We start from the raw sequence: 23,892 nt of genomic DNA, 5'->3' as shown, positions 1-23,892 counted from the left end.
TGAAGCATCAATGAACCGGCTCAGCGCGCCCGATGCGCGAGGCCGAAGGTGAACATCAGGGCCAGCACCAGCACCAGTCCCTTGACGAAATCCTGTGCGTAATACGGCGCGTTGAGCATGGTCAGGCCATTGAGCAACGAAGCCACTAGCAGCGCACCGACCAGCGTGCCGAACGCGTTGGGCTTCTTCGCCCCGAGCACGGCAAAACCGATCAGCGCGGCGCCCAGCGCATCGAGCACCAGACCGTTGCCGGAGCTGACGTCACCGCGCCCCAACCGCGCCGCCAACAACAATCCGCCGAGCGAGGCCAGCAGCGCCGAAAGCACATAAGCCAGCAACTTGAAGCGCTGCACCGGGGCACCGGCCAGACGCGCCGCCTGCTCGTTGCCGCCAATCGCATAGAACAACCGGCCGATGCGCGTGCGTTCGAGAAACAGCCACACCGCCACCGCGACCACCGTCGTGATCACCACCGGAATCGGCACGAGGTCCCACAGCCGCCCGCGCCCAAACGCAAGAAACAGCGCACTGAACGCGCCTTCGGCTTCATCGCCATTGGGCAGGGTCATGCCCACCGCAATCGAGCGTCCGCCCGTGGGGATCAACTGCACGCCAATCACCAGGAACATGCTGCCGAGCGTCGCGAGAATGTCCGGCACGCGCATCTTCACGATCAGCCAGCCGTTGAGCAGCCCGACCAATGCGCCACCGGCCAGACTGATCAGCACCGCCGACACCGCGCCCCAACCGAGCACCACCATCACGTAACTGGCGATCATCAGGCTCATGGCCGCCACCGCGCCGATCGACAGATCCAACCCGCCGACCGCCATGGTCAGGGTCACGCCGAGCGCCAGCAGCGCGACAATCGACACCGACTGCAAGATGCTGAACAGGTTGCCGACCCGCAGAAACGCCGGTTCCGCGACACTGAAAAACACCACGATCAATGCCAGCACCCACAGCAGGCCGTAGCGGATCAGCGCTTGCACAAAACGCTCGGACGTCACTGGGGCGGAGGACAACAGGGAACTCGAATCAGGCACTCGCTCTACTCCTTGGCGCGGCTTGAACAAAAGAATTTTCCAGTTCAGTGCCGGCCAGCGCGGCGACCAACGTCGCGCGATCCAGGCCGGCACGCGGATACTCGGCCACCACGGCGTGATCGCGTACCAGCAGGATCCGGTCGGCGATTTCCAGCGCTTCATCGACATCCGAACAGATCACCAGCGTGGCGCGGCCATCGGCGCTGTCGCGCAGCAGTTGACCGATCTCGCGTCGGGCGCGCACATCAACGCCCTGAAACGGCTCATCGAGGATCAACACCCTGCCCTCGCCGAGTAGCCAGCGACCGAGCACGACCTTCTGTTGATTGCCGCCGGACAGCGCACTCATCGGCACATCAATGCCAGCGGTCTTGATCCCCAACGCCGCGACTTGCGCCTCGACCGCTGCCGCTTCCGCACGGTTGCGGATGAAACCGCCACGGGTGAAGCGTTCGAGAAACGGCAAGGTCAGCGTGCGGCGCAGGGAGAAATCCGGGACCAGCGATTGGCTGGCCCGGTCTTCGGCGGCGAGGTACACACCGCTCTGGATCGCCTGTCGGGGCGAGCCTGGTTGCCAGTCGACGCCGTCCAGTTGCAATGATCCGGACAGCGGTTTTCGCAGCCCGAACAGCACTTCGGCGATTTCGCTTTTGCCGGCGCCGAGCAACCCGGTCAGCACCACCACTTCGCCTTCGTGCAGGGTCAGGTCAAAGGCTCGGGTGCGTGGCAGCAGTTTTACGTCGTGCAGCTTCAGCACTTCGCGCCCCGCCGCTCGCGGCGTGTAGACATGCGCCTCCAGCGCCTGACCGAGCATGGCTTCCAGCGCCTGAGGCAATTGCCGGGCACTGAATTCGCCGGCCAGTTGCCCGTCACGCAGGACGATGGCCCGATCCGCCACCCGTTGCAGATCCGATAGGCGATGGGAGATATAAACGATCGCCACGCCACGGCTGCGCAGCGTGTCGATCAGACCGAACAGGCGCTGCGCTTCGGCATCCGAGAGCGCGGCTGTCGGCTCGTCGAGAATCAGCAACCGTGGCTGCAGAGCAAAGGCGCGGGCCAGCACCACCAATTGCCGTTCAGCCTGGCCGAGGTGTTCGATCGGTTGCTCCAGCGGCAGCACCAGACCGAGCCCGGCGGCGATGTTCGCAGCGCGTTCCAGCAGGCGCTTGCGATTGAGCCAGAAATCGCCGTCCGGGCGGCACAGTTCATCGAGCAGCAGGTTTTCCGCCACGCTCAATCCGGGCGCGATGCCCTCGTTGATCTGCTGATGAACCGCAACGATGCCGACCCGGCGCGCCGACAGCGGCGAGTTGAAATGCCGGGGCTGACCGTCGACCTGAATCTCGCCACTGTCGGCCGACTGACTGCCGGCGAGGACCTTTACCAGCGTCGACTTGCCCGCCCCATTCGCGCCGAGCAGCGCCACGACTTCGGCAGGAAATATCTCCAGGCTGACCCGATCCAGCGCGCGGTTCGAGCCGAAGGCCTTGCTCAGTTCACGTACACGAATCAGCGGCTCGGAGGCCACGGCGACAGGCGCACTCATAAAATTCCTTAACGTCGATGAGCCAGCGATCGCACCAGTCGATCGCCCAGGCTCTGCACGCCCTGGACGAGGATGACCAGCACCACGACGGTGGCGACCATCACTTCATTGTTAAACCGTTGATAACCGTAGCGGATCGCCAGATCGCCCAATCCCCCGCCACCGATAACCCCGGCCATGGAGGAAAAGCCGATCAGCATCACCAGCGTCAGGGTGATGCCTGCTAGCAAGGCTGGCAGCGCTTCGGGCAACAGCACTTTGAAAACCACGTGGCGGATGTCACCGCCCATGGCGAGGATCGCTTCGATCCGGCCCTTTTCGACTTCGTCCAGGGCGTTCTCGACGATCCGCGCAAAAAACGGAAAGGCACCGATGGTAATCGGCACCACGGCGGCCGTGCTGCCCAGCGTGGTGCCGACCACCAGCCGGGTCAGCGGAATCAGGGCAATCAGCATCACCACAAACGGCAGCGACCGACCGAGGTTGATCACTGCGCCCAGTGCCTGATTGAGCCGTGGCAATGGGTACAGACCCTGACGACGACTGATGAACAGCAACACCCCCAGCGGCAGGCCGATCAACAGCGTGAAAAGCCCGGCGAGCAACACCATGTACAAGGTCTCGCCGGTGGCGTTTAGCACCAGTTGCAGGATTTCATTCCAGTCGACGGTGCGGTTCATGAGTGAGCCGCCCGTACACCGTATTGCCGCAGAAAACTCAGCCCCGGTGCGTCATGCCCCAGCGGCAAGCCGCAACTGGGTCGCAGCAAAGCACCGAGCGCGGAATCCGGAGTGGCCAGCAATCTGGCGACCGGCCCCGACTCCACCAGTTTTCCGTTGGCCATGGACGCGGCGTGATCGCAGATCGACTTGACCACGTCCAGCTCGTGGGTGATCAGCACAATGGTCAAACCCAGCTGCCGGTTGATGTCGCGCAACAGCTCCAGAATCGACGCGGTGGTTTCCGGATCGAGGGCGCTGGTAGCTTCGTCCGACAGCAGATACGCCGGACGCGCCGCCAAGGCCCGAGCGATCCCGACCCGTTGTTTCTGACCGCCCGACAATTGCGAAGGAAAGGCTTCGGCCTTGTCGCTCAAACCCACCAGATCCAGCAGTTCCCGAACCCGTTCATGACGCTGTGGTTTGGCGACTTTGGCGATTTCCAGCGGTACTGCGATGTTGTCGAACACGTTGCGCGAATGCAGCAGATTGAAGCCCTGAAAGATCATGCCGATGCGCTGGCGCTGGCGGCGCAGTTCGCTATCGGACAACGCTGTGAGGTCCTCGCCGTCCAGCAGAATCCGCCCGGAGTCCGGGCGTTCGAGCAGATTGAGACAGCGCAGCAACGTCGATTTGCCCGCGCCGCTGCGCCCGAGAATTCCGTAGATGGCGCCATCAGGAATGCTCAGCGATACCTGATCCAGCGCCGGGGTCGACGCTGACGGGTAAGTCTTGCTCAACCGCTCGACGAAAATCATGGCTTGGCGTCCGCCACCGGGATCACCGAACCCTTGAAGTTCTCGGCGATGTACTTGGCGACCTGCGGCGACGTCAGGTCCTTGGCCAGTTGCTGAATGCGCGGATCATTTTCCAGTTTGGGCGTGGTTACCAGAATGTTGGCGTAAGGGTTGTGCTCGGCTTTTTCCAGGCCCAGTGCATCCTTGGCTGGTACGAGACCGGCCTCCAGCGCGTAGTTGCCGTTGATCACGGCCAGGTCCACGTCGTCCAGTGCGCGGGGAAGCTGCGGCGATTCGATTTCGAGGATCTTCAGGTGTTTCGGGTTTTCGGCGATGTCCTTGGGCGTTGCCTGATCGGCTGCCGGATCATTGAAACCGGGCTTGAGCTTGATCAGGCCGTTGTCCTGCAACAGGTACAGCGCGCGGCTCAGGTTGGTGACGTTGTTCGGCACGGCGACCGTGCCTTTGTCCGGCACCTGGGCGAAGGTTTTGTGGCGATGAGAGTAAATGCCCAGCGGCTCGATGTGCACCGTTGCGGCCACTGCGAGTTTTTCGCCGAGGGCCTTTTCCTGGGATTGCAGGTACGGCAGATGCTGGAAGTAGTTGGCGTCCACATCGCCGTGCACCAGCAGCTCGTTGGAGTTCACGCCTTGAGGGATTTCGATCACCTTGAGGTTCAGTTGCGGATCGATTTTCTGGATGTACGCGAGGATCTGCGCGTGGGGCACCGGGTCGGCCGCGACCCGTAATGGCTCCAGCGCTTGAGCGCCGAACGAAGTCACCAGCGCGCCGAGGACGGCCAGAGTCAAGCCTGCTTTTTTCAACACTGCTTTTTTCAACATGGGAAGAATCCTTTTGCGAGTGATGGATCAGGCGTTGGCAGTCTTGCGAAGCGGTGTCTGAGTATTCGACGCATCGGCATAGAAGCGCTGAGCGACATCGGGATGGGAGCGCAGTCGGCCCTTCAGATAATTCCAGCCGACATCGCGAAACAGCGGATTGAGCGGATCACTCGCTGGCCCCCGTGCTTCGCGCAGCAACACTGCCGGCAGCGGGTACAGCGGCACCACCGCGTCGAGTTGCGCACCTAGGAAAAACGCGATGGACAAGCGCTCACTGCCTGCCGGCGGCGAGACCACGCGATGCACCGTGGCGCGCAGGTAACCGTTGGTGGCCAGTTCCAGCAACTCGCCGATGTTGACCACCAAGGTGTTGTCCCGTGGCAGCGCGTCGATCCAGCGACCCTCTTCGATTTCCACTTGCAGGCCGGCGTGCTGGTCTTGCAGCAGGAAGCTGAGGAACCCCGAATCCTTGTGCGCGCCGACGCCCTGATTGCTCGCCGTCGAGGGCTGCCCGGGATAGCGAATCAGCTTGATGTGTTCGTTGGGTTTATCGCCGTACAACTGGTCGAAAGCGTTTTCCGGCAATGCGAGTGCCTTGGCAAAGGCGCGCAACAGGCGCAAGGACATTTGGGTCATTGCTTGCTGCCAATCGAGCAGCAACGGCTTGAGTTGCGGCAACGCTTCGGGCCATTGATTGGGGCCTTGCAGGCGCGCCCACAGCGGACTGTCCGGCGTCAACGGCAAGACTTCACGTTCGGCGCCCAGATCGAACTGTTCACGCTGATCGGGCTGACCGCGAGTGATCTCCGAAGCGGCGCGGTTGTAACCGCGAAAGTGCGGGGAATTGACCATGCCGACGGCGGTTTTCTCGCTGTCAGGCAAGGCGAAGAATTGGCGCGCGTGGTCTTGTACTTGCTGGAGCAGTCCAGCGTCGATGCCATGGCCGGTCAGGTAGAAAAAACCGACGTCGCGTGCGGCATGGCGCAAGTCATCGAGAAAGGTCTGGCGCTGCTGCGGCGTACCGTCGAGCTGCGACAGATCAAGGGTTGGTAATGCGGTGATATCTGAGGTATGCGGCATGATTCACTCCCGTGTGAATCAAACCTGAAGAGCCTGTGATCGATTCAGCGTGTGCCGTCATGGCAATCGGGGGTCTGTCGGTTTGATGCTTTGATTCGTCTGTGAACCAAAACTAAACGATATTAAAAACGACGAACAAATACCTTTTTTGCATTAGCTTAGGTCTGTCTATCGAGGGGGTTCAACTGACCTCAGGACCGACAGCGGCAATCGGCTTGCCGTTACCGTCGGCCCTGAATCAGCTGACGGCTACAGACCGACGCGCTTCAACCCTTCACGCATGCCTTGATCGGCCTGTTCGCACCATTGTTTGAGGGTGAGGTTCGGCGGCAGGTTGCTTGCCAGGCTCTTGTATTCCCCATCCGTGAACACATCGCCTTTACGGCCAGACTGTTCGCTCTTGTCGCCGTCACGCTTGTCGAAATCACCCGGCATGTTGCCAACGAATGCGACCATCTTGTTGGCGTTCTCGGTGCTATCTGCTTTCAGGAACCCCTTGTCGACACAGCTTTTGATCAGGCCTGACATGTTGCGGCCGTTGTCGTATATCCCTTTCAGGGTGGCGGCGTCTTGCCCTTCGGCGTGGACGAGCGTGCAGGTGCCGAAAGCGGCTGCCATGGCGAGAATCAAAGAAGCGGTCTTCATATTTATTCCTTTAAATGTTGGAGCGTTTTGAGCTTTTTTTGGGGTGAAGCCTGTTTTGGTTGAAGCATGTCTTTTTCAAACAACGCGCCGAAAAGGCCGCGTCATGGGAAATGCACGGGTATGGATTCAGCTGACCACAGCCCCTTTGGGTCCACTGGCGATCAACGCTGCACCGCAGGCGGTTTTCATGCCGTCAAGCGCGATGGGCACGCCATCGACGGTGTAGGTGCTGCTGCCCTCGGCAATCGGAAAAATCCCCTTGCACAAAGGGCAACTGACCTTGTGACCGACTCCGGCTATAGGCTTGCCATTGAGGTCGGTCCGGGAGAAGGCTTCGAGGACTTTGCCACCGTGGGTGGTGGAGTCGCCGAGGCGGATTGCGTCTTTCATTACGTCACTCCATTGACCTGAAATTGGGCTGCTGTGATCGACTGGCGGATCAGCAAGCAGACTTTTCTTTTTTACTCAACCGGCTTGGTTATAAAGCTCGTCGCGGACACTGCTCAAGAGCGCCGAGCGCGTTAAAGGTGGCAGATTTATATAGTGCAAAAAATTGTGCACGAACAAATCCGTCCCCCGATTATCCAACTCCACAACATTATCAATGTGTCATGAACGGAACCGTGGCGAGCGACAGACACTCTTCAAGACGAACCGATGCTATACCCGGGTGTTGTAAGCATGCGTCTTCATATGCAATATTCTCTCCATCAGATATTGCCGAAAGATACTCATCAACGCGTAAAAAAACACAAGAAACTGGAATATCAACTGAAAAAAATGAAAATTTATTAGACACGCAGGACGCACCTAGATTTTTAAGATTATCGATAATTTCTGATTTTTTTTCAGGATCATTTGCATACACCCTGATGGTTGAGTGCCCACCTTGCTTTATTACATACGTCACAACTAATTCGCCATCACTCTGACGGACTAGCACACTATCCCCCTTGCTTACGCCATATGTGTAATAAGGCGTATTGTCTAGGACATAGACGTTATCCCCCTGGTAAACGCCCCATACCGATTCCGCTGAAACCGGCGGATAATCATCTTCATCAGGTGTCAACTCAAAAATAATTTTGTGAAAAACATCGCTCATAATAGATCCGCTCACACCGTTAAATGTGACCACGAGGCGACAGATTTATATAATGCAAAAGTGATTCAAAAACAAAACCACCCCCAACAAATCTCGCTAACTCCTGACACAGTAACGGCTGCACCCATCATTATTTCTTAAAAAACTTTTCGACTAACCTAGCTGGAGAAAAAACCTACCACACCCGGCTCCTTTTTTTCCTGCAAACTCATCATCCAGGAAAAGATAGCCCATACCATCAGATAGTATGCCTTTGTTATTGGGGAGAGAAACATCTACATCCCCACCATAAATAGACAGCCGTCTGCGGCCTACACTTGATGATATAGGTGCCTGTAACCAAGCATCTACACCATCAAGTTTAGACGCCAAATTTTCATCATCATCAGAATCGGGATTCGACGAAAGCAGGATTTTTCCGCAATCCATTATTTTATTAGACGCTTCATTCCGCTCTTCGTTTGATCGAAAATACCCTATAACAACGGCTTCGGACACCCCATTGATGGCTCTCAGCTTTCTGTAATGCCCAACCTCTCCCGGTAGGTACGGTATAAATACCGAGACCCAATAAGTTTCATCCACTAGCGCATCTGAAAACCATGCACCGGGAAAAGAGATAAAATGTGTAAGTGGCTGTCCCTCTGTCGATTGAGGCCAAACCACATCACTCGGCAGATAGACGCCTCCGCCTGCATAGGCATCAGCGTTCGTAGGCGACTCTTGGGTAAAAACCAACTCATTAAACACTGTATTTCTCTATTAAAGGGGACAGATTTATATAGACCACAATCAATATCTATCAGAGGCGAATAGCGCTATTCAATTGGCAACTCCGACCTGCATCCTTTAAACCCTTCGAATCCCAGACCAGACAACTGTTTCCAATGGAGTGAACTCAACGCCCTTTAAATCGATCGCCAAATCCTTGAACGACTGAGAGCAAATCAGACTATCGCTACCTGAAACGAGTCTCCTGTACTTGAAAATATCTAGATCCCATTCATCGGGGAGAATTAATTTCTTGAACCTGACGGGTCTACCATTTTCCTCGACGAACGTAGAAGCTGGATCACAGTTCTTCCGAACATCCATTTCATCGAACAGTACAGCATTGTAATTTTTTGAAGAAATACGCTCCCCTGCCTCGGAAACCACTTCAATTCTGACGCTATCAACTATATTCACATTAACCTTATTACATATAGCTAAAAACTCATCACTCACCACATAAAAAAACTTCGAAACACTACGAATATCGAAGTCATAGTGCTTATCTTTGGAAATTAAAACCATTCCTTCTGGAAAAGGTGTACGTGGCCCGGGCTTACCCTTTTCCGCATACCATGGAAAAAAGCCGAATTCAACCCCCTTCGTGTTGGGATAGTACTTATCAAAGAGATCGGCAAAAAGAATCCCTATAGGGCAACCAACATCTTTCTTTTGAGAAAGCACGTAATAATTCATTCGGCACATCTCCTGCTTCATCGAACTCGACGTTGTTTTGTTCCAGGGACAGACAAACTCGCTCTTAGTCTCGATTGGATTGCTGAAATCTGAGCGCGGGCCTGTGCCTTATCAATATCGCCAGAATCGTAATCATCACGAACTTTTTCAACCATATTTTCAACCATTGGCGTATAGACCTTACCATGCGACCCACAATGGTAAAAAACACGCTTGGTTTTCTTGGCCTGATCGGCACTGTCGGGCATCAACAATCCGTTTTCCTTTTTATCGCGTTCTCCACCCATCCCGATATCCGAGAAGAAGCTGGCCTGCCGTCCCCATACTTCCTCGGGAATCAGGTGATGGGCCTGCATCTTGTCATGGGTTTTTCCGCCCAGTGCCCGATTGAGTGCAGTGCTGCAAAGACCGTTCGGATCGACCCACTGGGTCGGACTGATTGCATATTGATAGAAGTTGATACCACCTGCGTACCCGATCGGATCACGAGAAACGAAGCGACCGACGTCTGGATCGTAGTACCGGTGACGGTTGTAATGCAGGCCGGTCTCATGGTCGTGATACTGACCCTGGAAGCGAATTGGGTTTTTCAACCCTTGCTGCAGCGCTGATGATGAGCGCTGTTCAATCGCCCGCCCCCACACTTTGTAATGAGCGCTCCAAGCCACATTCCCTTGCTGATCGGTCATTTCCTGGGGTGTACCGAGGTGATCACACTGATACCAGGAAATCGCATCAAACGGGTGCGGAACCGGAGCGTGATTCCAAAGTGGATCCTCGTCCGCCGCGTAAACGTCACCGTATTCGGGTTGAGGCACCAGACGAACAGGCTCCTGACTCAGCGCCTGTGCCACGGGGTTGTAGGTACCCGGTTCGTAAATGTAATGAACCGTGCGTCCGGTATCGCCATCCAGCTGCGGGGGACTGCTCTCCCACGCCAAATTGTCACCATCCCAACCGAACATAGTGAAGCCACAGTCATGCTCACGTTGTTTACGTGCATGTTCATTGCGGTTCCACAGAGAGCCTGCCTCTGGACGATGCTTGTAGTGCGCTCGAGAGTTCTTGTGCAGGCGGCGACCTAACGGGTCGTATGCATAATCCACCGACAGACGATCATCTTCGAAATGCACCAGGCGATCGAACAGGTCCCATCGCATTTCGCAGACGCTGCCGTTACTCCAACGCTTGATCTGATTACCGCGCTCGTCGTACTCATAATTCGTGCCCGCGTATTCACGCAACACGTTATCCAGCAGTTTGCTTCGCGCAGGCTCTTGGTCCAGAGGCCGGCGGATTTCAAAGGCTCGCTCATCCAGGAGATTCCCGGCAGGATCGAACGCAAAGGTTTCGACCCCTATACGCGTAACCGCATTGATCAAACGACCGACAGGGTCATAACGATAGGAAAGCGGGCCCCGACGACTGTCATTGATATCCGTCAGTTGACCAGCGGCATCGTATTGGTAGTCACGCTTGAGCAGCACCGATTTGTCGGCACTGCGCTCCAGCACCTGAGCTTGCAGGCGCCCGGCCGGGTCCCATTTCTGCGTTTGCAACAGATGATTTCCCTGATGGCGAGCGACTTCACGGTGCAAATCGTCACGCTCGAATCCGGCCAGTTCATGGTCATCCAGACGCAATCCCAGCAGGTGGCCGCTGCCGTAGGTCAGCCAACTGACTCGATGACCATCGGGACGCAGGGTTGCAACGCGTTGATTGAGTGCATCGTACTCATGCTGCCATATGGCGACCATCGGGCTTTCCAGGCCCAGATAGTGTTGATGCTCACGCAGGATGTTGCCCGCCGGATCATGGAACCACTGCAAGCGGCTATCAGCATTGCAAGCCATGATCAGTTTGCTGTTGCCGTCGTAATCGAAGGTTTCGCTTTGCTGCTGATCACCCAGAATTGCTCTGCGTTCGATCAAACGATTCATTGAGTCAAAACGCACCTCGACGCAATGTTCACCGTTGTAGATTTTCGCAAGCCGCCCGGTTTCGCGCTCGTACGAATAGCGAGTTGAACGCCCGTCAAAAGCTGTTTCTTCCAACAAACGACCGACCGGATCGTAGTTGAAGTGAGCACGACGTTCGTTCTCGTTCTCCAGTGCAATCAGTCGACCGAGCTTATCCCAGCGATAACGAACGGCATGCTCCAGCGCATCCACCCGCTCGGCGATCAACCCCGCCGCGCTGTACTTCCACGTTGTGCAACGGTCCAGACCATCGACATGGGCCAGCAATCGGCCCTCGGCATCACGCTCGAAGCGCTCCTCGGTCTTGTCCGGGTGCATGATCAACGTCAACTGCCCGGCACTGTATCGGTATTCGGTACTGTGCCCGGCAGCGTCCGTGAAGCAAATCATCTGGCCGCGCTCGTTATACTCCCAGGCACTGGTCTTGCCTGAACAATCGACGTACTCCACCAATTGCCCGGAAGCGTTGTACGCCAGTTTCTTTTCATTGCCGTTGGCATCTTTGACCGAGACTGGCATCCCGGCCGGGTTGTAAGCGTATTCGGTCTTGTTGCCCAGTGGGTCGACGCTCTCGACAAGGTTGCCACCGTCGTCATAGGCCCTTGTCCATTGCCCACCCTCGGCATCGCTGATCTTGATCAGTTGGCCGATATCGTCGTAAGCGAAGTGGACCACCGTGTCATCGGTGCGAATGTGTTCGAGAAGATTGCTTCGTTCATCATAGCTGTAGCGATCCGAGCGCCCATCGGCACGGACGTGGCGGACCACGTTTTTTGCGGTATCACGGAAGAACCAGTCAGAGCGATCGTCGGCGTGCCGAATACGGTAGGTGTAACCCAGACTGTCAAAGTAATGCCAGGTCTCATGACCGAGCGCATCGGTGACGTACACCAGTCGAATGTTTTCATCCCATTCCAGGCGGGTATCGAAACTGCCGTCATCCGCCCACTCACGAACTGCCTTGGCGTCTGCACCGTGACCCAGCCATTGCAGGTTCATGCCGCGCCCGGTGCGATCGGTATAACGGGTGATCAAGTGATGCTGGTACTGATAACGCCATGCAGCACCGTTTTCATCCTGTGCCTGAACCAGATCGCCCGCCGAATCGTAAACATAGGAACAAAGCTGACGCAGAGGCTCACCGTCACGGATTTCCCAGAGTCCGGCCAAACGCCCTTGTCCATCAATCATCGTGCCGAGGTGCAGATGCACCTTGCCCGGATCCCCCTCGTACGTAATCAGGTCGGACAGTACTGTCCGGTCACCGTAGCGGTGCTCGTAATGCAGCATGATGCCGGCGCCGCTGCGCAACTCCACACCGACCAGCAGAAACTGCTGGCCACGGCGGACATAGGTTTCCTTGCGTTCGAAACCACGGCAGAGCAACAGCTTGTCGTCACTGACGCGGACAACTGTGAGGTTTTCGATCGCGTCGTAATGGAACAGATCGACTTTAGGCAATGGATAGTCGTGGCTGCGGCCATCCGCATCATGGAACTGCAAGGCACCGTCAACGAGGTCGAATCGTGTGGTGAACGAAGTGATCCATCGTGCACCCAAATCGCCTTGATCATAGGAATCCAGATCCGAGCTGTAGATACGCGTCCACTCGATCGGGAACGGGCCGGTCAGATTGAAATCCGTGTGAGCAATACTTTCGGAGCCCACTGCAAAGCTGATGCTGTCGCAGGTACCCGGGCAGGTACCGTTTTTTTCGGCATTGGGTTTCTTCTTCGCCGGTACTTCCGTCTTCCTGACTTCGGTTCTGCCCTCACCTGCCCTGTGTTTGGCCTGGCTCGTTCCGCCGACTTTCACGTGACCAGCGACACCACGCCTGTTACGCAGGTTCCAGGCCTCGACAGCCTTTGTCAGTACGATCAGCAGCGCGCCAATGGAAAACGGCATGTTCGGATTACTGAGCTTTTTCAGCTGAGCCTTTAACTCCGGCCCCATGGCAACCAGTATCTTGGTTTGATCGTGAACGAGCTTCTTGGCTTCCCGAGGCAACAGATGCTTTGCAGCGCTATTGACTACGCCCTTTCCCGCGGCCTTGTAGACATCGAAGGCTGCGTCAAAAATATTGCTGATGGCCTTGCCGGGATCGTGCAGGAGTTGCCCCCCCACACCGTCCATTTTTTTCCCTGCTCGCTTGAGGTCAGCACCGGCATCAAGTTCAGCATCGACAACAGCGTTCAATCCCGTGGCAATCTGCTTGAGGAACTCTTCACCCTTTTGCCCGGCTTTATCCAGCAGATCAGGCAAGGCGGATTGCGCGGTCTTAACGAAGTGATCAATCTCGCCGACAATCGTCGCGTTCAAGTGACCGGCAATCACGTTGATCAATGCATCGCCCAATAGAGCCTTGCCAGCCACCTTCATTTCCTGTCGAACCAGATAAAGCGTCGGTCGAAGGCTCATGCGTGCGGCAGCCATATTCGCAGGCACTGGTATTACACCGATCAGGTCGATGCCCAGACTGACCCAATCCAGCGGATCGCGCTTTTCACTACGGGATAAAACAGCGATGTCATTCAAGACATCGACCAGCGCCATGATATTGCCGACTACCGGCAGAGCCCCGGCGAAATACTTGATCCGTTCAAGCGTTACGTAGCCACCACTGACTTCCTGCAGCCACGCATCGAACTTGGCTGCATCGCGTCCGACATCCGCTACTTGAATCTGATTCAGCGGCACGACAGCAACTTGAGACTCTCGGCTTTGTGTTGCGCTTGCGGTAGTCATGACAGCATCTCACTTGCAATCAGCCCAGGGGTTTTAAGCGAGGATTTCGGTAACGCCGGCGTTGGCAGACTAGGCAACTTGCCCGCCTTGCTCGCCGCCCCGAGAAGGCTTGAAGCACTCGGCATCGCCGCACTCGCCAGTTTCGGCAACCCGGCCGCTCCGCCCTGCATCACACCCTTCACCTGCTGCGCCGTTTGCATCGCACCTTGCGCGGTCTGCATCGCGCCCATCCCTGTCTGCGCCAATTCCTTGCCCTTCTCCAACATGTCCCAGTTCTTGCTCGGCAACGCCTGCGCGACCATGGCCTGCACCTGGCTCGGAATGTCTTCGGCCCCCGGCGGGTTCAACGGCCACTCCGGTTTGCCGATGTAGCTGCCCTCGCTCCAGGTGTCCGCCGGATCCTTGCCGAACAGCACGCGTGCCGGGCCCGGGGCCGCACCGGCAACGCTGGCGAAACCCTTGCCGTCGAGCTTGCCCTTGATGCTTTTGCCCAGCGCATCGATGACTTCGTAATCGCCGTCCTTGATGCCCTGACGCCCGGCGTACTGGTTGAACAATTCGAGATTGCCCTTGCCCGGTTTCGGCGGTTCCGGGAACACGCCGGCCAGGGATTTCGCACCGGTGTAGGCGAAGTTCGCCGCGTGGGCGGTGTACGGGCCGCTGGTGGCGTGGGTGATGCCGCCGGCGTTGTAGGTCGTGGCGCTGCCGCCGCCCTGGATCACCAGTTCGGTTTTGGCGGTGATGGTGATGCGGTCGGCGTTGGCGGTGATGTTGAGTTTGGCCAGCAGGTTGATGCTGTCCTTGAGCGCCTTGACGTCGATGTCGCCGGACGCCGCCACCAGCCGCCAACCCATGCTCTGCACGAACAGACGCATGCCGCGACTGGCACTGGCGAGCAGGCGTTTGCCGACGGAAAAACTGGTGTGCCCGGTACTGCTCAGCGCCAGATGTTCGCCGGTGGCGATGTGGCTGGAGCGCGGCGTGGTCAGGGCGATGCCGGCGGGACTGGCGAGTACCAGATGCGGCTCGGTGAATTCGGGGAATTCGTTGGCGGTGAGGTTCGCCGGTCCCGAGCCGAGCACGCCCTGGTGCTGCGCGTGCAAGGCCTTGGCCACGTCGTCCTGATCGCCGGCCTCTTGAGCCTGAAGCTCTTTGGCCTGCGTGGCGAAACCGTCCTGTTGATCGCTGGCCGTGGCGAGGCGTTCGGCGGTTTCCGGCAGATCCTTGTGGTGTTTGGATTCGTTCGGACGCGGTTCTGTGGTGATCAGCAGACCGGCGCCCGCACGCACGGCGCCGTGGCGGTCGGTTCTTAACTCAAAACCTTCGCCGCGTGGCTGCCCACCTGAAGGACGTGGATGAGTCAGGTAACCGAGGTTGATCGCACTCGCCCCGTGATCACTGCGCAGCGCGATGCTGATCTCGCTGGTGGTGTCGTCGATGCGCAGTTCGTTGGCGCGGCTGCCCTTGTATTCCTTGCTCTTGACCGTGGCGAGGGTCTTGAAGTCCGGCAGTTTGTACGGCGGCAGGTTGGCGCCGTGGTACAGGCAACCGGTGATCAGCGGCTGGTCGGGATCACCTTCGAGGAAGGTGATCAGCACTTCCATGCCGACCCGCGGAATGTTGATCGAGCCAAAGGTTTCAGCCGCCCAACTGGAGGCTACGCGCATCCAGCAGGTGGTCTTGTCGTCGTGCTGGCCTTCGCGGTCCCAGAAGAACTGCACCTTCACCCGGCCGTACTGGTCGCAGAAGATTTCTTCGCCTTCCGGGCCGGTGACCACGGCGCTTTGCGAACCGAGGACTTTCGGTTTCGGATGGTCCAGCGGCGGACGGTACGGCACGTCCCACGGGATCGCGTTGAAACGGTTGCGATAGCCCTGATGGAAATCGTCTTTGTTGTCGGTGGTGTCGCTGGTCACCGACTCTTCCAGCACTTGTGGCTGCTTGCCTTCGTGGAAGATTTCAGTGAGCAGCCAGAGGTCGTTCCACGTCGGGTTGGCGTGGTCGGTCAGGGCCAGAAAATGCCCGGTGACCAGGATCGGCTGGTCGCTGTTGCCCTCGGCCAGGCGATAGTCGCTGCGGTGGCGTTCGAGGTTGCGGTTGGCCAGGTGCTTGCCGCGCTCGCGGTCCACGAAACGGCCCGGGTAATCGTAATCTTCCAGGTCCGGCTGGGCGCTGCTCTTGGCATCGCTTTCCAGCTCGATCTTCGGTTTGACGAAGTCGTAATCACGCCGTGTAGTGCGGCTGGTGCGGGTGGCCAGGCGCAGGCCGAAACGCTTGACCACCGGTTTGTCCGCCACCAGCCCGGAGTCCTGCTGATAGGCCACCGGCGCCAGTTTCGGGAACACCGTCTGGTCATCGCCGAAGGTGAGTTTGTGGCCGCTGGCGGTGTGCTGGAAGTGGTAGTGAATCCCCTCCTCCTCACACAGGCGCTGGACGAAATGCAGGTCACTCTCGTCGTACTGCGTGCAGTAGATCCGCTCCGGGTAGATCGCGCTGAGCTGGAAGTGGTAATCGCTGGCGAGGATGCCGTGTTCTTCCAGCACCTGGCTGATGATTTGCTGCACGGTCATCTGCTGGAAGATGCGCTGATTGAAACGGTGCGCGAGGTACGAAAGCTGCGGACGCAGGGAGATCTTGTAGCGGGTCAGGCGCTTGCCCGCCTCGCCCTGGGCGATGCTGTAGATAAGCCCGTGGATCCCGCTGCCGCTCGGCGAAAGCTGAAGAAACGCCAGTTTGTGCAGCAGGCTTTCGAGGTTGATCGAAGCCTTTTCGCTGACCAGTTCCAGCTCGAATTCAAAGGGGGTATTGAGGGCCTCCCGACCGGTGAACGACAGCACCTGGAAATCGCTGTCCGCGCCATCGATGGTCAGGTTGAAATGAGCCTGGTTGGCCGGTGAGAACATTCCCTTGTCCCTCGCACAGTGCTGCGATGCCGCCAGATCGATGAGGATCGGGCAGCAAAAATTCTTTATGTGATGGAGATGCCTCGACCGGCGAAACCGGCCGAGGCGGTACAACCATCAGCCGTAATTAAACGACTGGAGCACGCCAGTCATCGGAACCCGAAGTACCGGAGACTTCGTGGGTCCAGGTGATTTTGCGGTAGGTGAACTGCACTTCTTCCAGGTGGGTAAAGTGCGCGTTGCCTGGATCCTGGCAGTTGTGCATTTTGTTGTTGATGGCGACGATGATCGCGTCTTCCAGTTTGGTGGTGTAGTAGTGCTCTTGGGTGCCTTGCGCCGAAGTGCGGTACCACTGGATAACGATTTCGCTCATGCGCTCGCCGGAGGTCAGAGCCGCTTGCAGCAGAGGCGAAGCCTTGTCGTAGACCTTGGTGATCACAACGGGCTTGTGCACGCGCTGACCGGTTGGCTGACCGGATTGTGGGTCACGCGGGATGATCACGTCGTGGGTGAAAGCCTGAACCATAACCTGGTCTTCGTGGCCTTCCTGGTAGGTGTTGCCAACGGAGTCGGCGGTGAAGGCGCCGGCAGTGATCAGGCCTTGTTTTTCGCCGGTAACCGACATGTACGCGGGTGTTGCCATGGGGTGTGCTCCTTGCTCAAAAGACAGGACCGGACGGCGTGATTGCCTGTCCAGGTGGCAAAGGAGTTATCAAAAGTCGTGCCAGCTATCACATGGCCATTACGCATCAAGGGTTTGCGAAGTTCACGCGGGATTTTTTCAATTTTTTCTGTAGGAAACAGCGAAAAAGTGCGCAAGAAGTTGCGCAGTACTGTGCAACTTCTTGCGCACTTGGCTGGAGGCCTTGATCGGCAAGGCCTGTAGCGGTTTTGACCGTGGTTTTATTACGGACAACTGCGCAACTTCTTGCGCAGCTCAACCAATCCGGTCAGCGCTCCGGAATCAGGATTCCTGCAACGCCCGTGGCCGTTGACTGCGCTGTTCGGCCGCCGAATCGGGCGCCTGTTGCAACTGGAAGTCAAACTTCAATTCGGCACGACGTCCCGCTGCATCCTCACGAAACTCGACTTCCCCGACCAACCCTTCACGGGTCGCGTAGGCGAAGTCATCCCACAGGTATTTGTCCCCCGACAGATTGATCTGTGTCGTCAAGTGTCGATGCCCGGGTGCGGAGATGAAGAAGTGAATATGAGCCGGGCGCTGGCCGTGGCGGCCGAGCAGGTTCAGGCATTCCTGGGTCGGGCCCTGGGGATCACAGCCATAACCGGAGGGCACGATGCTGCGGGCGCGATAGCGGCCTTCGGCGTCGGTGATGATCCGACGGCGCAGGTTGTAGTCAGACTGGCGCTGATCGAAGAATGAGTAGGTGCCCTTGGTGTTGGCGTGCCACAGGTCGACCGTGGCGCCGGCGAGCGGCTGGCCCTGCGGGTCGAACACCTGGCCTTCAAGAAACATCACCGTGGCGACGCCTTCCTCGCTGCCGTCGTCCATCCGACACTCACCTTCATACAGCGGCGCGCCGGCCACGTACAACGGACCTTCGATGGTGCGCGGTGTGCCGCCGGTCAAACCGATCTGCGCATCCTTGGCGTCCTGCAACAGGTCGAGGAAATGTTCGAGGCCGAGGCCCGCGACCAGCAGTCCGGCTTCGGAGCGGCCGCCCAGGCGGTTGAGGTAATCGACGGCCTTCCAGAATTCGTCTTCGCTGATGTCCAGGTCTTCAATGATTTTCGCGGTGTCCTGCAACACGCGCAGGATGATGGTTTTAAGGCGAGAGTTGCCGCCATCGTTGGCAAAACCAGCGGCTTCTTCGAAAAACTTCCGCAATTCGGCAGTGTGGGCAATGTTCACGGTCATGATGTTCACCTCATCTTGTTGTTGTGGGGTTGAGTCCGCGCTCAGCGGTCGTCGGCGTGGATCGACGAGGGATGACGGCAGAGGCCGTCGATCTCGATCTCCATGTAGGGAAACAGCGGCAACAGCATCAGGGTGTCGTGCAACGCCTCGACGCTGGGCACGTCGAACACGCTGTAATTGGCGTAGTGCCCGGCGATGCGCCAGAGGTGTCGCCACTGGCCTTCGCGTTGCAGGCGCTGGGCGAGTTCTTTCTCGTCGGCCTTGAGCTTTGTGGCAACGGCCGAATCCAGGTCGGCAGGCAATTTCACGGTCATTTTTACGTGGAACAGCATGGCGTTCTCCTTGGGGAATCAGTGCCGGCGAAAACGCGCCAGGCGCTCTTCATCCAGCGTCAGGCCCAGGCCTGGGGTACGTGGAATATGCAGGTGAAAGTCGAGGTACTGCGGGCGCTCGGTGACGATGTCTTCGGTCAGCAGCAACGGGCCGAACAGCTCGGTGTCCCACGTCAGTTGCCTGAGCGTGAGAAACGCGTGGGCCGAGGCCAGTGTGCCGATGGAGCCTTCGAGCATGGTGCCGCCGTACAGGGCGATGCCAGCGGCTTCGGCAATTTGCGCGGTGCGCAACACGGCACGCGGGCCGCCGTTCTTGGCGATCTTCAGGGCGAAGACGCTGGCGGCGCCGTCGGCAGCGAGGCTGAACGCGTCCTCCACGCTTTCGATCGATTCGTCGGCCATGATGGGTGCCGGGCTGCGCTGGTTCAGACGAATCTGCCCGGAACGATTGACCCGCGAGATCGGCTGCTCGATCAGGTCGATACCGTTATCGCCCAACACCTGACAGCCACGAATCGCCTGGGATTCGTCCCAGTACTGGTTGACGTCGACCCGAACGCTGGCGCGATCACCCAAGGCTTTTTTGATCGCAACCACGTGTTTCAGATCCTGCTCCAACGGGTTGGCGCCGATCTTCAGTTTGAAGATCCGGTGCCGCCGCGCTTCCAGCATCTGCTCGGCCTCGGCGATGTCGCGGGCAGTGTCGCCGCTGGCCAGTGTCCAGGCGACTTCGAGGCTGTCGCGCACCCGGCCGCCGAGCAGTTCGCTCACTGGCAGGCCGAGGCGTTTGCCTTGGGCATCCAGCAATGCGCTTTCGATTCCGGACTTGGCGAAGGTGTTGCCCTTGGCGATCTTGTCGAGCTTCTGCATCGCGACGTTGATGTTGCTCGCGTCCATGCCGATCAGCGCCGGCGCCAGGTGCGCGTCGATGTTGACCTTGATGCTTTCCGGGCTTTCGTAGCCGTAGGCCAGGCCGCCTATGGTGGTGGCTTCGCCGATGCCTTCGATACCGTCGCTGCAGCGCAGGCGCAGGATCACCAGCGTCTGGTTCTGCATCGTGTGCATCGCCAGTTTGTGCGGGCGGATGGTCGGCAGGTCGACGATGATCGTCGACAGGCTTTCAATCAGGGTTCGGTTCATTGAGGTGTCCATTCAATAGGGGTCAGCCGAGATCGCCGCCACCGACCGGCAGCGTCACGCCGGTGATGTAGGAGGCGTCGTCCGAGGCCAGAAACAGGATCGCACCGACCTGTTCGTCGAGGGTTCCGTAGCGTTTCATCAGGCTGCTATCGAGGGTTTGCGCGACGATTTCCTGATACCAGGCTTGCTCCTGCGCGGACTGTTCGGTGGTGTTTCGCGGAATGCGCCGGGGTGGTGCTTCAGTGCCGCCGGGCGCGGTGGCGTTGACCCGGATCCCGCGCTCGGCATTCTCAAAAGCCAGGCACGCGGTCAGTGCGTTAATGCCGCCCTTGGCTGCGCCGTACGGAACACGGTTCAGGCTGCGGGTTGCAATCGACGACACATTGATGATCGCGCCGCGCCCCTGCTTGAGCATGTACGGCAATGCGGCGTGGCAGCACCACAACGTCGGGAACAGCGAGCGGCGCACTTCGGCCTCGATCTGCTCGACGTCGTAGTGCTCGAACGGTTTGGCCCAAATGGTGCCGCCGACGTTGTTGACCAGCACATCCAGGCGCCCGAAAGCATCGATGGCGGCGCTCATCACCCGAGTGCAATCGGCGTATTGCTCAAGGTCGGCGGTCAGCGACAAAACGCCTTCGCCTTGCAGTTCGTGAACCAGTGCGGAGCGGTCGACGGCGACGACGTGTGCGCCCTCTTCCAGCAATCGCTCGCACACCCGGCGACCGATGCCCTGCGCCGCGCCGGTGACCAGCGCGACCTTGTTGGCGAATCTGTTGTTCATGACAACCTCTACATTCAGAAAGAAACTCAGGCCGCCGCGAACTTCTCGTAGTAGAAATTCGCCGGCGTGATGCCCTGCTCGCGGATGTACTGGCTGACCGCCTCGACCATCGGCGGCGGGCCGCACAGGTACACGTCGACATCGCCTTCATTAAGGTGGCGCGGCTCGATGTGCTGGGTGACGTAGCCCTTGAGCGGGTGCTGGCTCTGCGGGTTGGCCACACAGGCGCCGAAGCTGAAATTCGGGATGCGCGCGGCGAAGGCTTCGAGACGGTCAAGTTCAACCAGATCGAAATCGTTGGTCACGCCGTAGATCAGGTGAACCGGGTGCTCGCTGCCCTGCTCGGCGATCTTCTCCAACATCGCCGTAAATGGCGCCAGCCCGGTTCCGCCAGCGAGCAACAGCAACGGCCGCTTGATCTCCCGCAGGTAAAAACTGCCCAGCGGCCCGGCGAGATTCAGGCTGTCGCCGGCCTTGGCCAGCCCCGTGAGGAAGCTGCTCATCAAGCCGCCGGGGACATTGCGGATCAGGAAGCTGACCTCGCCGTTCTTCTGCAACGAGCTGAAGGAATACGCGCGGGATTGCTCGCTGCCCGGCACTTGCAGGTTGACGTATTGCCCCGGCAGGAACGCCAGTCTGCTCAGGGATTCGTCCTTGAGCGACAGCGCGATGGTGCTCTCGGAGAGCTGACGAACATCGCTGATCGACGCCTGGAAACTCGCCTGTTCGGTCTTGCACACCTGCGAGCCGACCGGCACTCGCACCACGCAATCGCTTTCGGCGCGCATCTGGCAGGTCAGCACATAACCCTGGGCCAGTTCATCTTCACTCAAGGCGTCTTCGATGAAGTTGTCGCCCATGTCGTATCGCCCGGACTCGGCGAAACATTTGCAGGTGCCGCAGGCGCCGTCGCGGCAGTCCAGCGGAATGTTGATGCCCTGGCGATACGCCGCGTCGGCAACGGTTTCGTGGCCAGAGGCCTCGATGAAACGGGTGACCCCGTCTTCAAAATTCAGTGCGATCTGGAAACTCATGGTGCACCTCGCTCACAGCGTCGAGCCCGGCTCGCCGCCGTCTCGATCAGATGTGGTAGATGTCGATGACCTGACGGACGTAATCGTTCTTCAGCACGACTTTCTTGGCCTTGATCAGCGGCTGTTCGCCGCGCAGGTCGAGGGTGTAGAAACTGGTGCCGAAGTAGCTGTCGGTGACCTGATAGCGAAAGCTCAGGGTGTGCCAGTTGAAGCGCACCTGGCATTGCCCCTCACCCTGCTCGACGATCTCGATGTTGCTCAGGTTGTGCGAGGTGCGGGTGTCGGGGATGGTCGCGCTGGAGCGCTCGGTCTTGATCCGGAATACCCGGTCTTCGAGGCCACCACGGTTGCCGTACCAGATCAGCGAGATTTCGCTTTGCGGGTCTTCGGTCAGGGTGTCGTGATCGTCCCAGGCCGGCATCCAGAAACTGGCGTCGGCAGCGTAGAGCTCCAGCCACTGATCCCACTGTCCGTCGTCCAGATAACGTGCTTCGCGGTAGAGAAAATCGCGCACGGTGTCGTAGAGGTTGCTCATTGCACAGCCTCCACGGGGATCAGGTTTTTATCGCTGGCGGCGGCCTTGAGCATGGTTTCCTGCCAGTACTTGTGTTGCAACACGAACAGCCCTTCGTCCTCGGTGCGCATGCCGGACAGCAAGGGCTTGAGGTCGATTTCCTCGGCCGCCGCGTCCGCGCCTTCGACCCAATGGGTCGCGCCACGGGACATGTCGTTCCAGCCGCGCCCGGCACCGTAGCCGGTCTGGCACGAGCGGAATTCTTCAAGGTCATCCGGGGTGGCCATGCCGCTGACGTTGAAGAAGTCTTCGTATTGGCGAATGCGTTTGGCCCGAGCCTCGGCGCTCTCGCCTTTGGGGGCGATGCAATAGATGGTGATCTCGGTCTTGTCGACGGAGATCGGCCGGGCGACGCGGATCTGCGAGCTGAACTGATCCATCAGGTAAACGTTGGGGTACAGGCACAGGTTGCGCGAGTTCTCGATCATCCAGTCGGCGCGAGCCTGGCCAAAGTCCCGGACCAGTTCATCGCGACGCTCGTACGCCGGACGGTCCTCGGGGTTGGCCCAACGGGTCCAGAGCAGCAGATGGCCGTGCTCGAACGAGTAGAAACCACCGCCCTTCTTCGCCCAGCTGCCGGCGCTCATGGTCTTGATTTCCCCGCCCGCGTCGCGCTGCTGGCGTTGGTTCTGGGTGGCGGCGTAGTTCCAGTGCACGGAGCTGACGTGATAGCCGTCGGCGCCATTTTCGGCAGTGAGTTTCCAGTTGCCTTCATAGATGTAAGAGCTGGAACCGCGCAGCACCTCCAGGCCTTCGGGGGACTGATCGACGATCATGTCAATGATCCTGGCCGACTCGCCCAGGTGCTCGGCGAGAGACTTCACGTCGGCATTCAGGCTGCCGAACAGGAAGCCGCGATAGGATTCGAAACGCGCGACTTTGGTCAGGTCGTGGGAGCCTTCGCAGTTGAAACCTTCGGGGTAGCCGGCCTCGCTCGGGTCCTTGACCTTGAGCAGTTTGCCGCTGTTGTTGAACGTCCAGCCGTGGAACGGGCAGGTATAGCTGGAACGGTTGCCGGACTTGTGCCGGCACAGCATGGCGCCGCGATGGCTGCACGCATTGAGAAAAGCATTGAGCACACCGGCCTTGTTGCGGGCGATGAAGATGGGTTGGCGACCCATGGTGGTGGTCAAAAAGTCATTGACGTTGGGGATCTGGCTTTCATGGGCGAGGTAGATCCAGTTGCCTTCGAAGATGTGCGCCATCTCCAGTTCGAACAGCCGCGGATCGGTGAACATCTCCCGTTTGCAGCGGTAGGCCCCCTTCTCGGGGTCCTCTTCAAGCATGGCATTGAGGTAGTCGATTCCCAGGGACATGGCCGGGGCCTCCATT

At 58.6% G+C, this 23,892-nt stretch carries 21 protein-coding genes; all 21 read right to left on the bottom strand.

Features of this window, described 5'->3' with window-relative positions; genetic code table 11:
* Positions 1 to 20: 20 nt before the first annotated feature.
* Complete coding sequence (locus JJN09_RS12715; RefSeq protein ID WP_249490443.1) at positions 21 to 1,046, bottom strand: ABC transporter permease; 1,026 nt, start codon at positions 1,044 to 1,046, stop codon at positions 21 to 23.
* On the bottom strand, positions 1,039 to 2,595 hold the full coding sequence (locus JJN09_RS12710) for a sugar ABC transporter ATP-binding protein (protein WP_249490442.1): 1,557 nt from the start codon (positions 2,593 to 2,595) through the stop codon (positions 1,039 to 1,041). Before JJN09_RS12710 ends, JJN09_RS12715 begins: the two co-directional genes overlap by 8 nt.
* A gap of 8 nt (positions 2,596 to 2,603) precedes the next feature.
* Positions 2,604 to 3,275: a methionine ABC transporter permease gene (locus tag JJN09_RS12705; RefSeq protein ID WP_249490441.1), complete on the bottom strand. Its 672-nt coding sequence runs from the start codon at positions 3,273 to 3,275 to the stop codon at positions 2,604 to 2,606.
* Positions 3,272 to 4,072, bottom strand: coding sequence for a methionine ABC transporter ATP-binding protein (locus tag JJN09_RS12700; protein ID WP_249490440.1), 801 nt, complete (start codon positions 4,070 to 4,072; stop codon positions 3,272 to 3,274). Before JJN09_RS12700 ends, JJN09_RS12705 begins: the two co-directional genes overlap by 4 nt.
* Positions 4,069 to 4,878, bottom strand: coding sequence for a MetQ/NlpA family ABC transporter substrate-binding protein (locus tag JJN09_RS12695; protein ID WP_249490799.1), 810 nt, complete (start codon positions 4,876 to 4,878; stop codon positions 4,069 to 4,071). The genes JJN09_RS12700 and JJN09_RS12695 overlap by 4 nt, the downstream gene beginning before the upstream one ends.
* Positions 4,879 to 4,920: 42 nt before the next feature.
* Positions 4,921 to 5,973, bottom strand: a complete 1,053-nt coding sequence (locus JJN09_RS12690) for an isopenicillin N synthase family oxygenase (protein ID WP_249490439.1) — start codon at positions 5,971 to 5,973, stop codon at positions 4,921 to 4,923.
* Between the two features lie 249 nt (positions 5,974 to 6,222).
* Positions 6,223 to 6,618 carry a hypothetical protein gene (locus tag JJN09_RS12685; RefSeq protein WP_249490438.1) on the bottom strand — a complete coding sequence of 132 codons (396 nt, stop codon included), beginning with the start codon at positions 6,616 to 6,618 and terminating at the stop codon, positions 6,223 to 6,225.
* A gap of 126 nt (positions 6,619 to 6,744) precedes the next feature.
* Positions 6,745 to 7,008: a PAAR domain-containing protein gene (locus tag JJN09_RS12680; RefSeq protein WP_096821618.1), complete on the bottom strand. Its 264-nt coding sequence runs from the start codon at positions 7,006 to 7,008 to the stop codon at positions 6,745 to 6,747.
* Between the two features lie 211 nt (positions 7,009 to 7,219).
* Positions 7,220 to 7,723 (bottom strand): DUF4265 domain-containing protein, encoded by a 504-nt coding sequence (locus tag JJN09_RS12675; RefSeq protein WP_249490437.1) that lies wholly within the window; start codon positions 7,721 to 7,723, stop codon positions 7,220 to 7,222.
* Between the two features lie 153 nt (positions 7,724 to 7,876).
* Positions 7,877 to 8,473: a hypothetical protein gene (locus JJN09_RS12670; RefSeq protein ID WP_249490436.1), complete on the bottom strand. Its 597-nt coding sequence runs from the start codon at positions 8,471 to 8,473 to the stop codon at positions 7,877 to 7,879.
* A gap of 99 nt (positions 8,474 to 8,572) precedes the next feature.
* Positions 8,573 to 9,190: a hypothetical protein gene (locus JJN09_RS12665; protein ID WP_249490435.1), complete on the bottom strand. Its 618-nt coding sequence runs from the start codon at positions 9,188 to 9,190 to the stop codon at positions 8,573 to 8,575.
* A 17-nt stretch (positions 9,191 to 9,207) separates the two neighbouring features.
* Complete coding sequence (locus tag JJN09_RS12660; RefSeq protein ID WP_249490434.1) at positions 9,208 to 13,914, bottom strand: RHS repeat-associated core domain-containing protein; 4,707 nt, start codon at positions 13,912 to 13,914, stop codon at positions 9,208 to 9,210.
* Positions 13,911 to 16,817: a type VI secretion system tip protein VgrG gene (locus JJN09_RS12655; RefSeq protein ID WP_249490433.1), complete on the bottom strand. Its 2,907-nt coding sequence runs from the start codon at positions 16,815 to 16,817 to the stop codon at positions 13,911 to 13,913. The genes JJN09_RS12660 and JJN09_RS12655 overlap by 4 nt, the downstream gene beginning before the upstream one ends.
* Positions 16,818 to 16,944: 127 nt before the next feature.
* A complete protein-coding gene (locus JJN09_RS12650) occupies positions 16,945 to 17,460 on the bottom strand; it encodes an Hcp family type VI secretion system effector (protein WP_007949952.1) in 516 nt (171 codons plus the stop codon).
* A 321-nt stretch (positions 17,461 to 17,781) separates the two neighbouring features.
* Positions 17,782 to 18,696 (bottom strand): catechol 1,2-dioxygenase, encoded by a 915-nt coding sequence (catA, locus tag JJN09_RS12645; RefSeq protein ID WP_249490432.1) that lies wholly within the window; start codon positions 18,694 to 18,696, stop codon positions 17,782 to 17,784.
* Positions 18,697 to 18,737: 41 nt separating this feature from the next.
* On the bottom strand, positions 18,738 to 19,028 hold the full coding sequence (catC, locus tag JJN09_RS12640) for a muconolactone Delta-isomerase (RefSeq protein ID WP_249490431.1): 291 nt from the start codon (positions 19,026 to 19,028) through the stop codon (positions 18,738 to 18,740).
* A gap of 18 nt (positions 19,029 to 19,046) precedes the next feature.
* The gene (locus JJN09_RS12635) at positions 19,047 to 20,168 is read right to left on the bottom strand and encodes a muconate cycloisomerase family protein (RefSeq protein ID WP_249490430.1); all 1,122 of its coding nucleotides are present in this window, start codon (positions 20,166 to 20,168) and stop codon (positions 19,047 to 19,049) included.
* A gap of 22 nt (positions 20,169 to 20,190) precedes the next feature.
* The gene (locus JJN09_RS12630) at positions 20,191 to 20,952 is read right to left on the bottom strand and encodes a 1,6-dihydroxycyclohexa-2,4-diene-1-carboxylate dehydrogenase (protein ID WP_249490429.1); all 762 of its coding nucleotides are present in this window, start codon (positions 20,950 to 20,952) and stop codon (positions 20,191 to 20,193) included.
* Positions 20,953 to 20,978: 26 nt separating this feature from the next.
* The gene (benC, locus tag JJN09_RS12625) at positions 20,979 to 21,986 is read right to left on the bottom strand and encodes a benzoate 1,2-dioxygenase electron transfer component BenC (protein ID WP_249490428.1); all 1,008 of its coding nucleotides are present in this window, start codon (positions 21,984 to 21,986) and stop codon (positions 20,979 to 20,981) included.
* A 46-nt stretch (positions 21,987 to 22,032) separates the two neighbouring features.
* Positions 22,033 to 22,521 (bottom strand): benzoate 1,2-dioxygenase small subunit, encoded by a 489-nt coding sequence (gene benB / locus JJN09_RS12620; RefSeq protein WP_011333747.1) that lies wholly within the window; start codon positions 22,519 to 22,521, stop codon positions 22,033 to 22,035.
* Positions 22,518 to 23,876 (bottom strand): benzoate 1,2-dioxygenase large subunit, encoded by a 1,359-nt coding sequence (benA, locus tag JJN09_RS12615; protein WP_249490427.1) that lies wholly within the window; start codon positions 23,874 to 23,876, stop codon positions 22,518 to 22,520. The genes benB and benA overlap by 4 nt, the downstream gene beginning before the upstream one ends.
* Positions 23,877 to 23,892: the final 16 nt, after the last annotated feature.

This window comes from Pseudomonas sp. HS6 (assembly GCF_023375815.1).
Classification (GTDB): domain Bacteria; phylum Pseudomonadota; class Gammaproteobacteria; order Pseudomonadales; family Pseudomonadaceae; genus Aquipseudomonas.
Note: the sequence above shows the minus strand (reverse complement) of the source record. Positions and strands in the feature narration are given on the sequence as shown.

Bases quoted from the DNA above. Each gene is read 5' to 3' on its own strand.
- benC (WP_249490428.1), bottom strand. From the start codon at position 21,986: ATGAGTTTCCAGATCGCACTGAATTTTGAAGACGGGGTCACCCGTTTC.
- JJN09_RS12700 (WP_249490440.1), bottom strand. From the start codon at position 4,072: ATGATTTTCGTCGAGCGGTTGAGCAAGACTTACCCGTCAGCGTCGACC.
- JJN09_RS12650 (WP_007949952.1), bottom strand. From the start codon at position 17,460: ATGGCAACACCCGCGTACATGTCGGTTACCGGCGAAAAACAAGGCCTG.
- JJN09_RS12690 (WP_249490439.1), bottom strand. From the start codon at position 5,973: ATGCCGCATACCTCAGATATCACCGCATTACCAACCCTTGATCTGTCG.
- JJN09_RS12705 (WP_249490441.1), bottom strand. From the start codon at position 3,275: ATGAACCGCACCGTCGACTGGAATGAAATCCTGCAACTGGTGCTAAAC.
- JJN09_RS12635 (WP_249490430.1), bottom strand. From the start codon at position 20,168: ATGAACCGAACCCTGATTGAAAGCCTGTCGACGATCATCGTCGACCTG.
- JJN09_RS12655 (WP_249490433.1), bottom strand. From the start codon at position 16,817: ATGTTCTCACCGGCCAACCAGGCTCATTTCAACCTGACCATCGATGGC.
- JJN09_RS12675 (WP_249490437.1), bottom strand. From the start codon at position 7,723: ATGAGCGATGTTTTTCACAAAATTATTTTTGAGTTGACACCTGATGAA.
- JJN09_RS12630 (WP_249490429.1), bottom strand. From the start codon at position 20,952: ATGAACAACAGATTCGCCAACAAGGTCGCGCTGGTCACCGGCGCGGCG.
- catC (WP_249490431.1), bottom strand. From the start codon at position 19,028: ATGCTGTTCCACGTAAAAATGACCGTGAAATTGCCTGCCGACCTGGAT.
- JJN09_RS12685 (WP_249490438.1), bottom strand. From the start codon at position 6,618: ATGAAGACCGCTTCTTTGATTCTCGCCATGGCAGCCGCTTTCGGCACC.
- JJN09_RS12680 (WP_096821618.1), bottom strand. From the start codon at position 7,008: ATGAAAGACGCAATCCGCCTCGGCGACTCCACCACCCACGGTGGCAAA.
- benA (WP_249490427.1), bottom strand. From the start codon at position 23,876: ATGTCCCTGGGAATCGACTACCTCAATGCCATGCTTGAAGAGGACCCC.
- JJN09_RS12665 (WP_249490435.1), bottom strand. From the start codon at position 9,190: ATGAATTATTACGTGCTTTCTCAAAAGAAAGATGTTGGTTGCCCTATA.
- JJN09_RS12710 (WP_249490442.1), bottom strand. From the start codon at position 2,595: ATGAGTGCGCCTGTCGCCGTGGCCTCCGAGCCGCTGATTCGTGTACGT.
- JJN09_RS12660 (WP_249490434.1), bottom strand. From the start codon at position 13,914: ATGACTACCGCAAGCGCAACACAAAGCCGAGAGTCTCAAGTTGCTGTC.
- benB (WP_011333747.1), bottom strand. From the start codon at position 22,521: ATGAGCAACCTCTACGACACCGTGCGCGATTTTCTCTACCGCGAAGCA.
- catA (WP_249490432.1), bottom strand. From the start codon at position 18,696: ATGACCGTGAACATTGCCCACACTGCCGAATTGCGGAAGTTTTTCGAA.